At 63.3% G+C, this 18,221-nt stretch carries 14 protein-coding genes; 4 read left to right on the top strand and 10 right to left on the bottom strand.

The window, feature by feature from the left end; all coding sequences use genetic code 11:
* Nucleotides 1-136 precede the first annotated feature (136 nt).
* The 10 genes from HX851_RS26510 to HX851_RS26555 all read right to left on the bottom strand — a co-directional run bounded on the left by HX851_RS26510 (nucleotide 137) and on the right by HX851_RS26555 (nucleotide 14,287).
* The gene (locus HX851_RS26510; RefSeq protein ID WP_177063326.1) at nucleotides 137-3,160 is read right to left on the bottom strand and encodes a multidrug efflux RND transporter permease subunit; all 3,024 of its coding nucleotides are present in this window, start codon (nucleotides 3,158-3,160) and stop codon (nucleotides 137-139) included.
* Between the two features lie 14 nt (nucleotides 3,161-3,174).
* The gene (locus HX851_RS26515; protein WP_177063327.1) at nucleotides 3,175-4,323 is read right to left on the bottom strand and encodes an efflux RND transporter periplasmic adaptor subunit; all 1,149 of its coding nucleotides are present in this window, start codon (nucleotides 4,321-4,323) and stop codon (nucleotides 3,175-3,177) included.
* Between the two features lie 357 nt (nucleotides 4,324-4,680).
* Nucleotides 4,681-5,778 carry a DUF1513 domain-containing protein gene (locus HX851_RS26520; protein ID WP_177064425.1) on the bottom strand — a complete coding sequence of 366 codons (1,098 nt, stop codon included), beginning with the start codon at nucleotides 5,776-5,778 and terminating at the stop codon, nucleotides 4,681-4,683.
* 2 nt (nucleotides 5,779-5,780) lie between these two features.
* Entirely contained in the window at nucleotides 5,781-6,845 is a 1,065-nt protein-coding gene (locus tag HX851_RS26525) for an imelysin family protein (RefSeq protein WP_177063328.1), read from the bottom strand.
* A gap of 27 nt (nucleotides 6,846-6,872) precedes the next feature.
* Entirely contained in the window at nucleotides 6,873-8,294 is a 1,422-nt protein-coding gene (locus tag HX851_RS26530) for a di-heme oxidoreductase family protein (RefSeq protein ID WP_177064424.1), read from the bottom strand.
* A gap of 207 nt (nucleotides 8,295-8,501) precedes the next feature.
* Nucleotides 8,502-9,845, bottom strand: a complete 1,344-nt coding sequence (locus tag HX851_RS26535) for an imelysin family protein (RefSeq protein WP_177063330.1) — start codon at nucleotides 9,843-9,845, stop codon at nucleotides 8,502-8,504.
* A 241-nt stretch (nucleotides 9,846-10,086) separates the two neighbouring features.
* The gene (locus HX851_RS26540) at nucleotides 10,087-12,138 is read right to left on the bottom strand and encodes a putative bifunctional diguanylate cyclase/phosphodiesterase (RefSeq protein ID WP_177063331.1); all 2,052 of its coding nucleotides are present in this window, start codon (nucleotides 12,136-12,138) and stop codon (nucleotides 10,087-10,089) included.
* A 321-nt stretch (nucleotides 12,139-12,459) separates the two neighbouring features.
* Nucleotides 12,460-13,056: a superoxide dismutase gene (locus tag HX851_RS26545; protein WP_017125974.1), complete on the bottom strand. Its 597-nt coding sequence runs from the start codon at nucleotides 13,054-13,056 to the stop codon at nucleotides 12,460-12,462.
* 191 nt (nucleotides 13,057-13,247) lie between these two features.
* The gene (locus HX851_RS26550) at nucleotides 13,248-13,850 is read right to left on the bottom strand and encodes a LysE/ArgO family amino acid transporter (protein ID WP_177063332.1); all 603 of its coding nucleotides are present in this window, start codon (nucleotides 13,848-13,850) and stop codon (nucleotides 13,248-13,250) included.
* A gap of 38 nt (nucleotides 13,851-13,888) precedes the next feature.
* Nucleotides 13,889-14,287 carry an ACT domain-containing protein gene (locus HX851_RS26555; protein WP_177064423.1) on the bottom strand — a complete coding sequence of 133 codons (399 nt, stop codon included), beginning with the start codon at nucleotides 14,285-14,287 and terminating at the stop codon, nucleotides 13,889-13,891.
* Between the two features lie 96 nt (nucleotides 14,288-14,383).
* Here HX851_RS26555 and HX851_RS26560 point away from each other — a divergent pair, with 96 nt between their 5' ends.
* The 4 genes from HX851_RS26560 (at nucleotide 14,384) to HX851_RS26575 (ending at nucleotide 17,978) form a co-directional block, all read left to right on the top strand.
* Entirely contained in the window at nucleotides 14,384-15,277 is an 894-nt protein-coding gene (locus HX851_RS26560; RefSeq protein ID WP_177064422.1) for a LysR family transcriptional regulator ArgP, read from the top strand.
* Nucleotides 15,278-15,329: 52 nt separating this feature from the next.
* The gene (locus HX851_RS26565) at nucleotides 15,330-16,328 is read left to right on the top strand and encodes an NAD-dependent epimerase/dehydratase family protein (protein WP_177064421.1); all 999 of its coding nucleotides are present in this window, start codon (nucleotides 15,330-15,332) and stop codon (nucleotides 16,326-16,328) included.
* A gap of 130 nt (nucleotides 16,329-16,458) precedes the next feature.
* Nucleotides 16,459-17,298, top strand: coding sequence for an ATPase (locus HX851_RS26570; protein ID WP_177064420.1), 840 nt, complete (start codon nucleotides 16,459-16,461; stop codon nucleotides 17,296-17,298).
* Between the two features lie 317 nt (nucleotides 17,299-17,615).
* Nucleotides 17,616-17,978: a hypothetical protein gene (locus HX851_RS26575; RefSeq protein ID WP_177063337.1), complete on the top strand. Its 363-nt coding sequence runs from the start codon at nucleotides 17,616-17,618 to the stop codon at nucleotides 17,976-17,978.
* Nucleotides 17,979-18,221: the final 243 nt, after the last annotated feature.

An 18,221-nucleotide genomic window follows, 5' to 3' on the forward strand; every position in this document is an offset into this window, starting at 1 on the left:
GCAAGCCGGCTCCTACAATAGGTGCCTCACGGCAAAATATCGTCCTGCCAAAAAACCTGTGGGAGCCGGCTTGCCGGCGATGAGGCCCTTGAGCCTTGCTGCGTCCATCCGGACGCTATCGCCAGCAAGCCGGCTCCTACAAGTCTTTCTTCGCCAGCAGGCTGTACACGCAGGGCAGCACGAACAGCGTAAACAATGTGCCCACCGACATCCCGGTGGCGATCACCGTGCCGATATCAAAGCGACTGACCGCCCCCGCGCCGCTGGCGAGTATCAGTGGCACCATCCCGAACACCATTGCCGCCGTGGTCATCAGCACCGGACGCAGACGAATCGCCGCCGCCTCTTCGACCGCTTCACGGGCTGACAACCCCTTGTCCTTGCGCAACTGGTTGGCGAACTCGACGATCAGGATCCCATGCTTGCTGATCAACCCGATCAAGGTCACCAGGCCCACCTGGGTGTAGATATTCATGCTCGACCAGCCGAGGAACAGCGGGATCAGCGCGCCGCAGATCGACAACGGCACCGTCACCAGGATCACCAGCGGATCGCGGAAACTCTCGAACTGTGCGGCCAGCACCAGGAAGATGATTGCCAGGGCCAGGCCGAAAGTCACCCACAAGGCACTGCCTTCCTGGACGAACTGCCGCGTGGCGCCGGCATAGTCGCTGGCGAACCCCACGGGCGCCTCTTCGGCGGCTATCTGGCGGATGGTCTCGATGGCTTCGCCCATGCTGACGATGGGCACCCCGGAGATGATTGCCGAGTTCAGCTGCTGGAACTGGTTCAACTGCCGGGGACGGGCGCGGTCCGAGACCTTGATCAGGGTCGACAGCGGCAGCAGCTTGCCTTCGCTGTTCTTCACGTAATAGTTGTTCAGCCAGTCGGGGTTGTCCCGATAGGCGCGTTCGACCTGGGCAATCACCTTGTAGCTGCGGCCTTCCAGGGTAAAGCGGTTGATCTCCGCTTCACCGAGCAGGGTCGCCAGGGTGCCGCCCAGGTCCTGCATCGAGACGCCCATCTGCGCCGCCTTGGCCCGGTCGATGTCGACCACGACTTCCGGCTTGTCGAAGGCCAGGTCGATATCGAGAAAGGCGAACTTGCCGGATTCCAGAGCGCGTTTCTTGATCCGGCTGGCGACGTCCAGCAGGGCGCTGTAGTCGTTCGGGGTATTGAGCACGTACTGGAACGGCAGGCCCTCGCCGGTACCCGGCAGCGACGGCAGGTTGAAGCCGAAGATCTGCAGCCCACTGATGCCCGCCAGCTTGCCCTGGACCTCGGGCAGGATCTGCATCTGCGTGCGCTTGCGCTCGTTCCAGGGCTTGAGCAGGAAGCCGCCGATGCCTGATTGCACGCCGTTGAAACCGTTGATCTGGAACGACGAGTAGTACTCCGGGAACTCCTTGAAGATCGTGATGAACTCGTCGGTGTAGCTGTTCAGGTAGTTCAGGTTGGTCGGCTGCGGTGCGGTGGCCATCATGAAGATGATGCCCTGGTCCTCGTTGGGCGCCAGTTCCGATTGGGTGAACTTCAACAGCACCGGAATCAGGCACAGGACGATGATCGCGAAGACCACCACCACCGGCCGCGTGTTGAGGGTGCCGTGGAGAATCTTCTGGTAGCGCCGTTTCAGGCGCTCGAACAACTGGTCGAGGCGGTGCGACAGGCCCGACGGGTTTTCATCGTGGCGCAGCAGCAGGGCGCACATCATCGGCGACAGGGTCAGGGCGACCACCCCGGAGATCACCACCGCTCCCGCCAGGGTCAGGGCGAACTCCTTGAACAGCGCCCCGGTCAGGCCCTGCAGGAAGCCGATGGGTGCATACACCGCTGCGAGGGTGATGGTCATCGACACCACCGGCACGGCGATCTCCCGCGCGCCTTCGAGGGCGGCGTCCAGGGGTGTCTTGCCTTCCTCGATATGCCGGTGGATGTTCTCCACCACCACGATCGCATCGTCCACCACCAGACCGATGGCCAGCACCATCGCCAGCAGGGTCAGCAGGTTGATCGAGTAGCCCATCAGTTGCATGAAGAACAGCACGCCGACCATCGACAGCGGAATGGTGATCACCGGGATCACCACCGAACGCAGGGCGCCGAGGAACAGGAACACCACGACTATCACGATCAGCACGGCTTCGAAGAGGGTCTTCACCACTTCGTTGATCGACGCCTGGATGAACAGGGTGGCGTCATAGGCGATTTCCGCCTTGAGGTTGGTCGGCAACTGCGCCTCCAGCTCCGGCATGATCTTGCGCACTTCCTTGATCACGTCCAGCGGGTTGGCGCCGGGGGTGGCCTTGATGCCGATATACACCGACGGCGTGCCGCCGAAGGAACTGACGGTGTCGTAGTTCTCCGCGCCCATCTCCACCCGTGCCACGTCGCTGAGCAGGACCCGGCTGTCACCGGAGGTCTTGAGTGGAATCGCGGCGAAGGCCTCGGCGGATTTCAGCTCGGTGCTGGCGTTGATGCTGGTCACCACGTACTCGCCCTTGACCTCGCCGGCAGCGGACAGGAAATTGTAGTGGCGCACCGCGTTGGTCACGTCCGCCGCGCTCAGGCCGAAACCGGCCAGTTTCACCGGGTCCAGCCACAGGCGCATGGCGAACACCTGGTTACCGAGAATCTCCGCTTCGGCCATGCCCGGCAGGGTCGCCAGCTTGGGCTGGATGACCCGCGAGAGGTAGTCGGTGATCTGCGGATTGCTCAACTGGTCGCTGAAGAAACTGATGTACATCAGCGCCGAGGCATCGGCGGCCTCCTTGCTCAGCACCGGGTCTTCGGCGTCCTGCGGCAACTGGTTCTTGACCTCGTTGGCCTTGGCCAGCAACTCGGTGAACAGCCGGTCGCTGTTGGAGCCGATCCGCGCGTAGATCGAGATCACCGAGAAATTCTGCCGGCTGACCGAAGTCATGTAGTCGATGCCCTCGGCACTCGCCAGGCTCTGTTGCAGCGGCTGGGTGATATAGCCCTGGATGGTCTCGGCATTGGCCCCGGGGTAGGCGGTGGTCACCGTGATCAGCGCGTTTTCCATCTGCGGGTACTGTCGCAATGGCAGTTTGCTGTAGGCCTGGAAGCCCAGCAGGATGATCAGCAGGCTGACCACGCTGGCGAGCACCGGACGGCGGATGAACGGATCGGTAAAGGCCATGATCGACTCCCTGCTCAGTTCGCTGGAGCGGGCGTGTTCGCCGCCGGTGCCGTCTTGTCCGGGCTGATGGCGATGCGCGCGCCATTGTCCAGTTTCAGCTGGCCGCCGCTGACCACTTGCTCACCGTCCTTGAGGCCCTTGATGACTTTCACCAGGCCGTCGCGGCGTTCGGCGGTGTCGATAAAGCGCCGTTCGGCGATCAGCACCGGCTGGCCGTCGGGGGCTTTTTCGACGCTGCCGTCCGCGGCTTTTTTCTCTGCCACGACATACACCGAGTTGCCGTAGAGGGTGTAGGCGACCGCGCTTTCTGGTATCACCACATAGGACTGCGGGTCTGGCAGCAGCACCTGGAGGTTGGCGAACATGCCGGGTAGCAGCTTGCCGTCGGGGTTGGCCAGGGTGGCGCGCACCAGCACGTTGCGGGTGGTTTCATCGACCTTGGGGTTGATGGCGCTGAGCGTTCCGGGGAAGTTCTCCTCCGTATAGGCGCCAACGCTCAGTTGCAATGGCTGACCGACCGCCAGCCTGGGCACGAACTGCTCGGGCACATAGAAGTCGACATAGAGGCTGCTGAGGTCCTGCAGGGTGGCGATCACCGTGCCGCTGGCGAGGTAGTCGCCGATATCCACCTGGCGGATGCCGATGGTGCCGCTGAAGGGCGCGACGATCTTTTTCTTCGCCAACGCTGCCTTGAGCTGATTGACCGTGGCCTTGTTCTTTTGCAGTACCGCCGAAAGCCGGTCGAACTCGCCCCGGGAAATCGCCTGGCTGCCGACCAGTTGGGCGCCGCGACCGTAGTCCAGCTGTGCCAGCCCGAGGTCGGCCTGGGCGGTTTCCAGCAGGGCGCTTTCGACATCGCTGTCGAGCTGGACGATGGGTTGCCCGACCTTGACCTTCTGCCCCGATTCGAACTGCACGGCCTTGACCGTCCCGGCGATCTCCAGGCTGAGGTCGACCCCTTGCAGGGCCTTGAGCGTGCCCACCGAGGGCAGGCGGTTCTGCCAGGGCTGCTTGCTCGCCGTGACGGCCGCGACATTGATCGCCGGCTTGGGCGCGGCGAACACCTGGATCTGCTTGTAGATCGAGAAGGCCTTGTAACCGGCGAGTGCCAGTACGACCAGGAGGACGATACCCAACATGATCAGCATGCGGCGACGCAGCATATTCCAGTTCCTTGGAAGACGAGGCTAGAGGGAGGTCGAACAACCGCCCAGCACGATACTTGTTGCCCGTACCCAGGCGTCGCCATGAAGCTATACCGTCAGATATTACGCCATTGTGGTGACTTGTAGGAGCCGGCTTGCCGGCGATGGCGTCAGAAAAACTGCTGCAAGACTCTCTGGCCTCATCGCCGGCAAGCCGGCTCCCACAGGGACAGGTATGATCGTTCCCACGCTGGAGCGTATGATCGTTCCCACGCTCTGCGTGGGAATGCAGTCCGTGACGCTCCGCGTCACAAGAGCGGACGCAGAGCGTCCAGTGAGGCATTCCCACGCTGGAACGTGGGAACGATCGAACGATCACACCAGGTGCAGGTGGTTGTCCCAGAGCCCCGCGGGTAGATCCAGCGGCCGGGCGGTCAGTTCTTTCTGACGGCAATCATAGAAACGGCAGCGGCCCTGTCCCGAGGTGACGACAAAACCATCGGCGACCGCGCCGACCCCGGCGCAGTCAGGCAGTGGCGCGTCCAGGCGCAACGCCCCGCTGTCCAGGTCCCAGATAAAGAACCGGTTGCCCCGCGGCGCGGTCAGTGCCACCAGGCGCAATTCGCTGTGCACGGCGACGCTGGCGGTGTAGTGCCCCATGGCCTGCAACTGCTGTTCGGCCACCGGAAAAGCCACGAAAGGCTGGCCGGGACGTTTGATTGCCAGCAGTTCCGACGACTCGTGGGACGGCCCCATGAACTGCTGGCCGGCAACGATGGTGCCGTCACTGGCTACGCCGAGATGGCGTACGCTGTTCATCTGTTGGGCCAGGGTTTCCTTGCTCAGCAAAGTGCCGTCGCGCTGCATCAGCACCAGGCTCGGCTCCATGGCGTCGAGGTTCATCTCGACCCGGCTTTCGGCCTCGGTGCGGATGCCGCCGTTGGCGACGATCAGGGTCTCGCCGTCGGGCATCCACGACACCTGGTGCGGACCGATGCCATGGGTGGAGATTTCCCCGCTGTGCACCAGCCGCCCGCCTTCGAATCTGTACACGCCGAGCAGGCCACGGCCCGGATCGCGGGTGTCATTTTCGGTGGCGTACAGCCAGTCGCCGCTCTTGTGGATCACCGCATGGCCATAGAAGTGTCGGTTGGGTTGCGACGCTATCGTCTGCAGCAGGCGCCCGTCACGCAGGTCGATCAGGTAGCTCTCGGTACCGGGCCGCCGCGCGACGAACAGCGCCAACGGCTGTGTCGGATGATTGATGATGTCGTGGCAACGCTGGCCGACCCGGGTCGAGAAGACCTGCTTGCCATCCAGTCGATAGCCCACGGCATAGTGCCCGCCATCGCTGTCATCGCGGGCGGAAAGCAGCAGCGGGCTTTTGCCTTTATGCCGGAACAGCGTCCAGCCACCCAGGGTGATGGCGCTGAGCAGGAGGCTACCGAGGGTCAGGGCCTGGCGTCGCAACATCATCAGTCACCGTCGTTGGCATTGAAGCCCAGTTGGATGCCCAGCGCCTTGGCCAGTTCGCCTTCGTGCAGGCGGTGGACGACGTTGAGGCTGTCATAGAGATCGTTGAGCTGCTGGCGCCCGGCATCGTCGCCGAGCATGTCGGTCAGCGCGCGCTGGTTGCTGGCGAACAGCTTCAGAGAGGCGGCATAAGCGGCATCGATCTTCTCGGCCAGCGGCTTCTGCTCGGCCGGCAGCAGGCCGCGCAGCCCCTTGTTGTCGACCCCGACCCAGACGGTGCGGGCAGCGGCCAGGCTGGCTTCCAGGCCTTGCAGCGACGACTGGCTGCGCCAGGCGTCGGCCTGGAACGGTTGCGGGATGCCCTTGGTCTGGCGCCCCATGGGCGTACCGAGTTTCTTCTTCAGGGTATCCAGCGCGGTCACCTGCACGCGCAGCAGATCGGCGATGGCTTCGTGGGAGTCGGCATAGCGCTGGTTCGGGAACTTGCTCATCTGCGCGAGCATGCCGTCGTTGCTGTTCCAGCTCGACAGGATCTCTTCGGCGAGGGTTTTCTGGCGCTCGCCGATGGCGGTCAGCAGCGGGCAGTAGCGGGCTTTCTGCGCGCTGTCGGCCATGTCGATCTTGCTGTCGAACAGGATGTATTCATAGGCCGAGAGGCCCTGGACCACCACGCTGGATTTCGCCAGGGCGGCGGCATCGACCTGTGGCTGGGCGGTGACCAGTTGCTCGACCTGGCGTCCCACCAGGTTTTTCTTGTCCGGCCAGAACTGCACCTGCCAGGAGCGATTGCCTTCGGCCAACGGGCCGATCAGCAAGGGCTGCAACTCGGCCCAGGCTTTCTGCGCATGGAGGAAGTCGGCACGGGCGGTGTCCAGGCTTTCCTTGCCCTGGCAGAAGGCCAGGGCGCTGATCGCCAACTGGCGGTCGGCCTCGACCCAGCGGCTGTAGGTCGGCAGGATCACCTGCTTGGCGATGGCGGCCGAGGTCACGGCCTGCGGGTCCTGCGGCGAACAGGCACCGAGGGCGAGGGCGGCAAGGCTGGTGAATAACAGTTTGGGGCGGAACATGTCCGTGTCCTCTCTTTTAGAGAAATCTTATAAGGAATTCAGGAAGGCCAGCAGCGCGGCGCGCTGTTCGGCATTGAACGACAACACGCGCTGCTGTGCCGGCAGGGCTTCGCCGCCATGCCAGAGCACCGCTTCCATGAGGTTGCGGGCACGGCCGTCGTGCAGGAACTGGGTGTGGCCGCTGACGGTTGCGGTCAGGCCGATGCCCCACAACGGTGGGGTACGCCAGTCGCTGCCGCCGGCCTGGAACTCGCTGCGGTTGTCCGCCAGACCCGGGCCCATGTCATGCAGCAGCAGATCGCTGTAGGGGCGGATCACCTGGCCGGCCAGCTCGGGTTCGACCGCCGTGGTCGCGGTGGTGAACTGCGGCGTATGGCAGGCCTGGCAGCCGGCCTGGAAGAACAGGTTCTTGCCGGCCAGTACCTGCGGCGCACCCACGTCCCGTCGGGCCGGCACCGCCAGGTTGCGGGTGTAGAACAGCACCAGGCGCAGGATATTGTCGCTGACTTCCTGTTCGCCGTCCGCGCCGTTGCCATTAGGAGCTGTGCGGCAGGCGGTCTGGCTCGCAGTGCAGTCGTCGAAGGGCCTCAGGGTCGTGGTCAGGCCCATATCGCCAGAAAACGCATGAGCATTCTGTTGATTGAGGTTCGGTTGCCCGGCTTTCCAGCCAAAACGTCCCAGCACGGTCTTTTGCAGGGCATCGTCCCAGACCCGGTTCGGCCGGCCGGCGACGCCGTAGGCTTGCTGTGCCCTGGCATTGGCGAGGATGGCTTCCTCGGGAATGGCTTCCAGCAAGCCCAGGCCGATCATTGGCGGGGCGATACGGGCGGAAAAGCGCGTGTCCGGATGCATCGGGCCGTAGCCCAGCTGGGTGATCAGCAGGCGCGGCTTGCGCAGTTCGACTTCGCTACCGTCCTTGAACCGTACCGGCACGGGATCGTATTCGACCCGCACCTTGCCTTCCGGGGTGACGCCGGGAATCGCCATGTCCTGCAACTGGCCTCCATAGACCGGTTCGGGGACCACGCCCTGTTGCTCGATCAGGCGCGCATAGGCCGGGGCATCGGGGATCGACAGGCGTACAAGCATCGACACGGCATTGTCCGAACCGGGTTCCGGTGGGTGGCCGCGGCCGTCCTTGATATGGCAGTTCTGGCAGGCGTTGGTGTTGAACAGCGGGCCCAGGCCGTCGCGTGCGGTGGTGGTCGAAGGGGCGATCACCCAGGGGCTGCGGAAGAAACTGTTGCCGACACTGAATTCCAGGCGGCGGGTTGGCGACAGGTTGGCCGCCGGCAGGGAAAAGGCATTGCGATCGGTCTTGCGCACGGTGGTGCTGCCACCGGAACGTGTTTCGCCGGGCTCGGGCTTGGTAAAGCGCGGCGCGTCATCGCAGGCGCTCAGGCCCAGGGCCAGGAGCAACGACGACAGGCGAAGGGGCAGCGAGGGCATCGGCATCCAGGACAGGCTTCAAGACAGGGCGCGAAGTTTATCAGGCCAGGGTGTATGGAATCAGCGTAATCGGCATTGGATCGTTTGGATCGTTCCCACGCTCCGCGTGGGTATGCAACCCGTGACGCTCTGCGTCACAACAGCGGACGCAGAGCGTCCAGTGAGGTATTCCCACGCAGAGCGTGGGAACGATCACCTTGATGTCGATCAGAACTCGTGATCGGCGTTATCCGGGTTCAGGTCGCTGATGCCCAGCTTGCCGGCGGCCTGTTCGATCGAGCCGGTCTGCTTGACCAGCGCGGCGATGGCGTCACGCACGATCTTGTTGCCCGCGTCGTTGCCGGCGGCGATCAACTGGTCGTAATGCTCACCCTTGTTGGCGTGGTCGACCATGACCTGGATCTTCGCTTCGGTCGCTTCCAGGTCGCCCTTGAGCGCGGTGTCGGCGGCCGGATCGGCTTTTGCCACCAGCGACGACAGGCTCGGACCGGTCAGCTTGGTACCGTCGGCGCGGGTGTATTCGCCCAGGTAGACGTTGCGAATGCCCTTGGCATCGTAGAAGTGCGAGTTGTGGGTGTTGTCGCTGAAGCAGTCCTGCTCGTCTTCCGGCGAGTTGGCTTCCAGGGACACCTTCATCCGCTCGCCCGCCAGTTCGCCGAGGGACAGGCTGCCCATGCCGAACAACATCTTGCGCAGGCCACTTTCGGCAGGCTCGGCTTCCAGGCTGGCGCGGTAGTTGTCGGCGACGTTCGGCTTCCAGTTGCCGACCATTTCTTCCAGGTCGGTGACCAGCAGTTGGGTCACGGCCTTGAGGTAGGCACGGCGGCGATCATTGTGGCCACCGGTGGCACCGGCGCCTTCCAGGTAATCCGAAGCCGGACGATTGCCGGCGCCCGGGCCGGTACCGTTCAGGTCCTGGCCCCAGAGCAGGAATTCGATGGCGTGGTAGCCGGTGGCGACGTTGGCTTCGGAACCGCCCAGTTCGTTCAGGCCGGCGAGTTTTTCCGGGGTGATCTCGCTCACATCGACCTTGTCTTCGCCGATCTGGATCTGCTTGTTGGCGATGATATTGGCGGTTGCCCCCGGATTGCCCAGCGCGTGCTCGTAGGAAGCGTCGACGTAGTCGATCAGGCCTTCGTCCAGGGGCCAGGCGTTCACCTGGCCTTCCCAGTCGTCGATGATGGTGTTACCGAAGCGGAACACTTCGCTCTGCAGGTACGGCACGCGGGCGGCGACCCAGGCGGCCTTGGCGGCTTTCAGGGTGTCGGCGTCCGGTTTGGCGAGGAACGCGTCGACGGCGGTCTGCAGGGTTTTCGCGGTGGATTCGGCATCGCTGTAGACTGCGAAGACCATGTCGGCGTAATGCGCGACCACGGCCTTGCCGGCAGCTTCGTCAACCTTGCCGGCGGCGTCGCTGGCCGGCGTGGCCGCAGCGGTGGCGGCTGGCGTTGGCGTGGCGGCGGCGGTTTTTTCCTTGTCCTTGTCGCCGCAGCCGGCGAGGGCAATGGCAATGGCCAACAGACTGGCGGTGGCCAGAGGCATACGAATCATGGCGAATATCCTGCTTCGAGAGGTTGGACGGGCGCGCGCGGGGACACGCAAAACCGGCACATGATGCGAAAGAGTTGCATTTGAGTAAAGATTTAGTTATTGAAATATTTAGTAATGTTTACTGATCGTTCCCACGCCCTGCGTGGGAATGCAGCCCGTGACGCTCTGCGTCACAAATCTGAAGCGGACGCAGAGCGTCCAGTCAGGTATTCCCACGCAGAGTGTGGGAAAACGATCCGGATCACAGGATTGCCGCATTACTGCGCTGGGCCTGCTTGAGATAGGCACTCAGCTCGCGGGCCGGCAACGGTTTGCTGTAGTGGTAGCCCTGGCCCTCATGGCAGCCCTCGGAAATGATGTAGGCCTCCTGCTCGACGGTTTCCACCCCTTCGGCGATGACCTGCATGCCCAGGCTTTTGCCCAGCTGGATGATCGCCCGCACGATGGTCGCGTCGTCATCGTCGTCCAGCAGGTCCTGGACGAAGCTCTTGTCGATCTTGATCTTGTCCAGCGGCAGGCTCTTGAGATAACTCAGCGACGAATAACCGGTGCCGAAGTCATCGATGGCGATCAGTGCGCCGGAGCGGCGCAGGCTCAGCAGGTGCTGGGCGGCGGTACTGATGTCTTCCATCAGGCCGGTCTCGGTGACCTCCAGTTCCAGGCTGCGTGGCGGCAGGCGGTACATCTGCAGCAGGTTGTTGACCACCCGCGGCAGCTCGGCGTGGTGTAGCTGCACGGTGGACAGGTTGACCGCCATGCGCAGGTCGGTGAAGCCCTGGTCGTGCCATTCGCGCAATTGCCGGCAGGCCTGGTCCAGCACCCACTCGCCGATGGCGATGATGGTGCCGTTCTGCTCGGCCAGCGGGATAAACAGGTCCGGTGGCACCAGGCCGTGTTCCGGATGCTGCCAGCGGATCAACGCCTCGACCCCGACCACGCGGTGATCGCGGTAGCTGATCTGCGGCTGGTAGACCAGGTAGAACTGATTGCGGTTGAGCGCGTCGCGCAGGTCCTTTTCCAGTTCGCGGCGTCGACGCATCTCGCTGTCGACGCTGGCGATATAGAACTGGTAACGGTTGCGTGAGCGGGTCTTGGCCAGGGTCATGGTCTGTTCGGCTTTCTGCAGCAGCTTTTCCGTGCTGTCGCCATCTTCCGGGAACAGGGTGATGCCGATGGTGGCGCGTAGACGGATTTCCTGATGATCGAGGGCGAACGGCGCCTCCAGGTCATCGAGAATGCTCTGTGCCAGCTCGGCGGCCTCGTAGGGCTGTTCGATATCCGCCTGGACCAGGGCGAACTGATCGCCTCCCAGGCGTGCCAGGGCACCGAGGCGCCCGCTGTGGGCGCGCAGGCGGTCGGCCAGGGCCAGCAGCAACTGATCGCCGGCTTGATAACTGAATTGTTCGTTGATGCCCTTGAAGTCATCGAGGCCGACCACCAGCACCGCTACCCGGCGTTGCAGGCGCCCGCCATCGGTGAGGATCTTGTCCAGTTGCTGCTGCAACTGCTGGCGGTTCGGCAGGCCGGTGAGAAAGTCGTACTGGGCCATGCGCAGCAGGCTGTTTTCCGCCTCATGGCGCAAGTGGGTATTGCGCTCGATCGAGGCCAGCAACTGGTTGGCGGTATTGATCCAGATGCCCAGTTCGTTCTTTTCATGGCCCTTGAGCAGGGGCAGTTGGTGCGCGGCCGGGCGATCCGGATTGATATTGGTCAGGTGCTCGATGATCCGCGACAGCGGCTTGGTCAGCAGCCAGTGATAGACCAGGTACAGCACCAGTGCCATGAGCAGCGCGCGCAGCACGCCGGAGATGAAGATGATCACCGAACTGACGATAAAGCCCTGGCCATAGGTCGCGGTGTCGAGAGTGATGCTCAGGTCGCCGTAATATTCGCTGTAGGGACCGCGACCGACCAGTTGTGTGGTGAAGGTGCGTTCCTGGCCGAGGATCGGGTCGGTGAGCCAGCGGCTGGGCGAGGTCTGCAGGTCGCGGGACTTTTCCGCGAGCATGGCTTCGTTGGGGTGGCCGATGGAGGCCATGCGCACGGATTTGTCCTGGAACAGCCCTTCGATCACCTGCATGCCCATTTCCCGGTCGAGGCTGTAGACGGCCTGGGTCGAGGGATCGCGGAACATGTCGAGAATGCGCTGGGCGTCACCGGCGACCGCCTGGCGGGTCTTGTAGGCGTCGAAGACGATCTGCGCACAGCTCAGTACCACGCCGACAATCAGTGCCGATAGCAGCACGACCCGGAGCAACTTCACCGACAAGCTGTTCTTGAGTTCCAGCTTCAAAGGGCTATTCCTTGTTCCGTGCGGGTAGCATCAAGTTGCCATGAGTATTGGCAATCCGGCCCCGGCAGTCAAAGGGACAATGCGACCGGGGATGATCCGTGCTTGGGCTTGGCCGAAATGTGCTTCTCGCGCCTTTTCAGGCCATAGGTACTGTGTCGTAGCAGCGCCGCGTAACTTGAGGGGGCGTCATTCAATTTAGCGGATTATTCAGCGTAGTCCCTGCCAGCGTTGGGGCAAGGGACCATCGGTCATGAAAGCAGCGGATACGCGGGCATAAAAAAACCCGGCCAGGCCGGGTTCTTTCTCAAGCGCGATTCAGTCTCAAGCGGTGAAGGTCTTGCCTTCGAACTGCTCGGCGACGAATTTCCAGTTCACCAGGTTCCAGAACGCTTCGACATACTTCGGACGCACGTTGCGGTAGTCGATGTAGTAGGCGTGTTCCCAGACGTCGCAGGTCAGCAGCGGGGTGTCGCCGCTGGTCAGCGGGTTGCCGGCGCCGATGGTGCTGGCCAGGGCCAGGGAACCGTCAGCCTTCTTCACCAGCCAGCCCCAACCGGAACCGAAGGTGCCGACGGAAGTCTTGGTGAACTCTTCCTTGAACTTGTCGAACGAACCGAACGCAGCGTTGATCGCTTCGGCCAGTGCGCCGGTAGGTTGGCCGCCGGCGTTTGGCGCCAGGCAGTTCCAGTAGAAAGTGTGGTTCCAGACTTGAGCGGCGTTGTTGAAGATGCCGCCCGAGGAAGACTTGACGATTTCTTCCAGGGTCTTGCCTTCGAACTCAGTGCCTGGCACCAGGTTGTTCAGGTTCACGACGTAGGTGTTGTGGTGCTTGTCGTGGTGGAACTCCAGGGTTTCCTTGGAGATGTGCGGCTGCAGGGCATCGTGTGCGTAGGGCAGCGGAGGCAATTCGAAAGCCATGGTTATTCTCCTAATCAGGTCAGTTGCGGTGAGCGCAAGGCCGATCACGGGCGGCCAAACTATGCGCCGTGGAGTTTGTACTCTTTGCGGCGCAGGTCTCCGATCATAGCACCGGGGTTGCGGCATAACCACGCAACAACTGTGTGGGATAGAGGTTCCAGAGCCTTTTGGAATAACAGCCTCCCGGCATATCAGGCACTGCCGATCAATTGCGCGGCGACACTGAACATCATCACCGCCACCAGCAGATCGAGAATTCGCCAGGTCGCCGGACGGGCCAGCCAAGGCGCCAGCCAGGCCGCGCCCAGCGCCAGGGTGAAAAACCACAGCAGCGACGCGCTGGCGGCACCGACCACATAGGCGCCGGGCTCGGTCTGTTGGGCGCCCAAGGAGCCGATCAGCAGCACGGTGTCGAGGTACACGTGAGGATTGAGCAAGGTCACCGCCAGGGCACTGAGCAGCACCGCCCGCAGCGAGCGCACGGTCTGCCCCTGACCCTGTTGCAGGCTTTGCCGCGAGCAGGCGCGGCGCAGGGCCAGGCTGGCGTACCAGAGCAGAAAGGCGGCGCCACCCCATCGGGCGATCGCCAGCAGCGTCGGGTTGTGGGCCAGCACCGTGGCGAGGCCGAACACACCCGCCGCCACCAGGATCGCATCGCAGACGACGCACAAGGCCGCGACCGGCACGTGGTGTTCACGGCGCAGGCTCTGGGCCAGGACAAAGGCGTTCTGCGTACCGATCGCCATGATCAGTCCGGCCGCGACCAGCAGTCCATTCACATAACTTTGCCACATGAGGCTGATGCTCCTTTTGTTGACGGATCCGTTGCCGGCTAGCTCTGGTGGGCCAGGTCCTGCAACACGGACATGGCGCGTGCGGCGTCGTCGCGGCCGACGAACAGATGGTCGTGGTAGTAGCCCGCGATCACGTTGCAACTGATACCGGCCTGGCCCAGCGCGCCGGCGAAGGCGGCGGTGAGACCGACGGCTTCCAGGGCCGAATGCACGTTCAGGGTGATCCAGGCCGCGAGGTAGTCGAAGGGCAGGCCCAGCGCCTCGGCGTCTTCACGCGGGAGAATCACTGTCAGGCCCTCGCGTTCGCGAAAGCTGCCGATGGGCTCGCGGCCCTTGAGCACGGCGGCATCGGCAATGCAGCTGAACACGTAGTCGCCGTCGTTGAGGTGGGGGCTCATGCTGCGCAGCAGGATTGCCAGGGAAGTTTCGCCAGCCATTTCACTGTCCTTCATTCAAAGAGTACGGGTGGGTATTCTCCAGAGGGATCCTGTATAAGAGAAACCAATATTGGTGATCGCTCATTAGGAAAACTGATGTTCGACTATAAATTGCTCTCGGCCCTGGCCGCTGTGGTCGAGCAGGCCGGTTTCGAGCGGGCGGCGCAGGTGCTGGGCTTGTCCCAGTCGGCGATCTCCCAGCGGATCAAGTTGCTGGAAGCACGGGTCGGTCAGCCGGTGCTGGTGCGCGCCACGCCGCCGACGCCGACCGAGATCGGCCGGCGCCTGCTCAACCATGTGCAGCAGGTGCGCCTGCTCGAACGCGACCTGCAAGGCCAGGTCCCGGCACTGGACGAAGAAGGGCTGCCGGATCGCTTGCGTATCGCCCTGAACGCCGACAGCCTGGCGACCTGGTGGGCCGGGGCGGTGGGCGACTTCTGTGTCGCTCACCACCTGTTGCTGGATCTGGTGGTGGAAGACCAGACCGTCGGCCTCAAGCGCATGCGCGCCGGTGAAGTGGCGGCTTGTGTCTGTGCCAGCGAGCGGCCGATCGCCGGTGCCCGCAGCCTGCTGCTCGGGGCCATGCGCTACCGGGCACTGGCGACCCCGGCATTTGTCGCCCGGCATTTCCCCGACGGCGTCGATGCCCGCTCACTGGCGCAGTCTCCGGCACTGGTGTTCGGTCCGGACGACCTGCTGCAACATCGCTACCTCGCCGCGTTGGGCGTGGAAGGCGGTTTCGAGCATCACCTGTGTCCTTCGGCCGAAGGTTTCCTGCGGCTCAACGAAGCCGGACTCGGCTGGGGCCTGGTCCCCGAGTTGCAGGTGCGCGAGCAGTTGGCGCGGGGCCGATTGGTGGAGTTGATTCCAGATAAACCGATCGATGTGCCGCTGTACTGGCATCATTGGCGCAACGGCGGGCAACTGCTCGGACAACTGACCGAGCACCTGGCGCGTTCGACGGCGCAATGGCTGGTGCCTCTGGCGTGACGGGCAGCGTTTAAGTAGCAGGCAAGACGAATCAAGGTATTTGGAGCACGACATGAAAATTCTGGTCACCGGCGCGAGCGGCTTTATCGGCGGGCGCTTTGCGCGTTGCGCCCTGGAGCAGGGCATCGACGTACGGGTCAATGGCCGCCGGGCCGAGAGCGTCGAACATCTGGTGCGCCGCGGTGCCGAGTTTATCCAGGGCGACCTCGGCGACCCGCAACTGGTGCGCGACCTGTGCCGCGATGTCGAGGCCGTGGTGCATTGCGCCGGTGCCGTCGGCCTGTGGGGGCGCTACCAGGACTTTCACCAGGGCAATGTGCTGGTCACCGAAAACGTCGTCGAAGCCTGCCTCAAGGAGCAGGTGCGGCGGCTGGTGCATTTGTCCTCGCCTTCGGTCTACTTCGATGGTCGCTCGCACCTGGGGTTGACCGAGGAGCAGGTGCCCAAGCGCTTGCGACATCATTATGCGGCGACCAAGCTTCTCGCCGAGCAGAAGGTCTTCGGTGCCCAGGAGTTCGGCCTGGAGACCATTGCCCTGCGTCCGCGCTTTGTCACCGGGGCCGGTGACATGAGTATCTTCCCGCGCCTGCTGAGGATGCAGCGCAAGGGACGCCTGGCGATTGTCGGCAACGGCCTGAACAAGGTCGACTTCACCAGTGTGCAGAACCTCAACGAAGCCCTGCTGAGCTGCCTGCGAGCCAGTGGCTCGGCCCTGGGCAAGGTCTACAACATCAGCAACGGCACGCCGGTACCGTTGTGGGATGTGGTGAACTACGTGATGCGCCAGATGCAGGTGCCGCAAGTCACGCGCTACCGCTCCTATGGCCTGGCCTACAGCGTCGCGGCGCTGAACGAAGCGGCCTGTGCGCTGTGGCCGGGACGTCCGGAGCCGACCCTGTCGCGACTCGGGATGCAGGTGATGAACAAAGATTTCACCTTGGACATCAGCCGCGCACGGCATTATCTGGGATACGAGCCCAAGGTCAGCCTGTGGGCGGCACTGGATGAGTTCTGCCACTGGTGGCAGGCTCAGGAACCGATAGCTCGGTAAGCGGCTGCCCGGTGAAACATTCAGTGACCAGGACTGAACCGAGTGCCGGGTTCAGAGTCGATCAGAGCGGCGGGTAACGGGTTTATACTCGGCGCATTTCGCTATCAATGTGGTCCGCAAAGGTTCTTTCATGCGCAACGATGCCAACGACGATTTCGATGATGTACCAAGCCTGCGTGCCGACGTGGGCGATGACGACGACTTCCCGGTGACCCCGGCTGCCCGCGAGCGCACCAAAGTGACGTCGCGCAGCACCCCGGTGGTCAAGGTCAAAGGGCCGAGTACCGGTCCGTTGTGGGCGCTGGTGGGGGCGTTGTTCTTTGCCTTTGCCGGGCTGGCCTGGTGGAGCTTCCAGCAGATCTCGCTGATGGAGCAGCAACTGGTGGCCACCCAGGAGAGTTTTGCGCGGATCAGCGAGGACGCGGCGGGGCGCTTGCAGGCGATTTCCGGCAAGGTGGTGGCGACTGAATCCAACGTCAACAGCGACAGCGAGGCGTTGAAGTTGCAGGTCAAGCAGCTCGAAGGCAAGTTGCTGGAGCAGGGCAAGCAGCAGCAGGGTGTCGCCGGCCAGCAGACCGGGCTGGAGCAGCGCCTGCAGCAGATGACCGCGCAGACCAGCGACCTGCAGAGTGCCAATGGCCAGTTGCAGGCCCAGGTCAAGAGCCTGACCAGCGACCTGGCGACGCTCAAGGCGGCCCAGGCGGATGCCGGCAAGCTCGATGCCGAGATCAAGAGCCACGCCGCCGATATTGCCGCGCTGAAGAAGCAGGGTAATCCGAGCGCGGCCGTGGAGCGCCTGGAGCAGGACATGATCGTGCTCAAGAGCGAGCAGGACAATCGCCAGGCTGCGGGCGGGCAGGGTGCCAGCACGGCGGAATTCGACGCCTTCCGGGGCCAGGTCACGCGCAATATCAACACCCTGCAAAGCCAGATCCAGAATCTGCAGCAGCAGCTCAACGCGCGGCCCTGACAAGGCTGATCGTTCCCGCGCAAAGCGTGGGAACGATCGTAAACGCTCCATGAACCTTGATCGTTCCCACGCTCTGCGTGGGAATGCAGCCCCTGACGCTCCGCGTCACCCGCAGAGCGGACGCGGAGCGTCCAGTGAGACATTCCCACGCTGGAGCGTGGGAACGATCAGAAGGGTGTAGAAAAGCATGTTTCCAAATATTGCCGAATGGCACTTCATGAGGGTTTTACAGTCTTAAAGAGTGTGCGTGGACCTGTTTGTCCACGCACGCCGACCAGCGTCGCTGGTGTGGCTTCTTCGCGGTCCAGGAGGCCGCCATGTACCCTCGACTTCTTCTCACGGCAAGCCTGGCTTTGACTCTTTGTGCGTGTGTGCCTTATTACGATGATGGTGCGAACTACTACCGTTCCGAGGTCTACACGGCACCCGCGCCGGTCTATTACGGCGGCGGTTCGTACTACCGTCGAGACTACTACGCACCGCAACCGCGCTATTACGCGCCGCAGCCCCGTTACTACGCGGCACCGCGTTATTACGCCCCGGCGCCACGGGGCTATTCGAACGGCTACCCGAACCGTGGCTGGGGCCAGCCTTACCGGCAGGGCTGGGGCGAGCATGGCGGCAATGGCGGTCACGGCAACAACGGTGGCCACGGGCACGGTGGAGGTCGTGGGCACTAGGGTTGAAGAAGGCGCCAGAAGCTTCGCTGGCAAGCCAGCTCCCACAGGGTTCGTGCCGTAGCGCAGTACTGTGTCTGACGCAAACCCTGTGGGAGTGGGCTTGCCCACGAAGAGGCCCGTGAAGCTTGCATCGCCCTTACAGCCGCCTTCGCTGGCAAGCCAGCTCCCACAGGGTTCGTGCCGTAGCGCAGCACTGTGTCCGACGCAAACCCCTGTGGGAGTGGGCTTGAACTGGCCTAATGA

The sequence above is a fragment of the Pseudomonas gingeri genome (assembly GCF_013385635.1).
Taxonomy (GTDB): Bacteria; Pseudomonadota; Gammaproteobacteria; order Pseudomonadales; family Pseudomonadaceae; genus Aquipseudomonas; species Aquipseudomonas gingeri_A.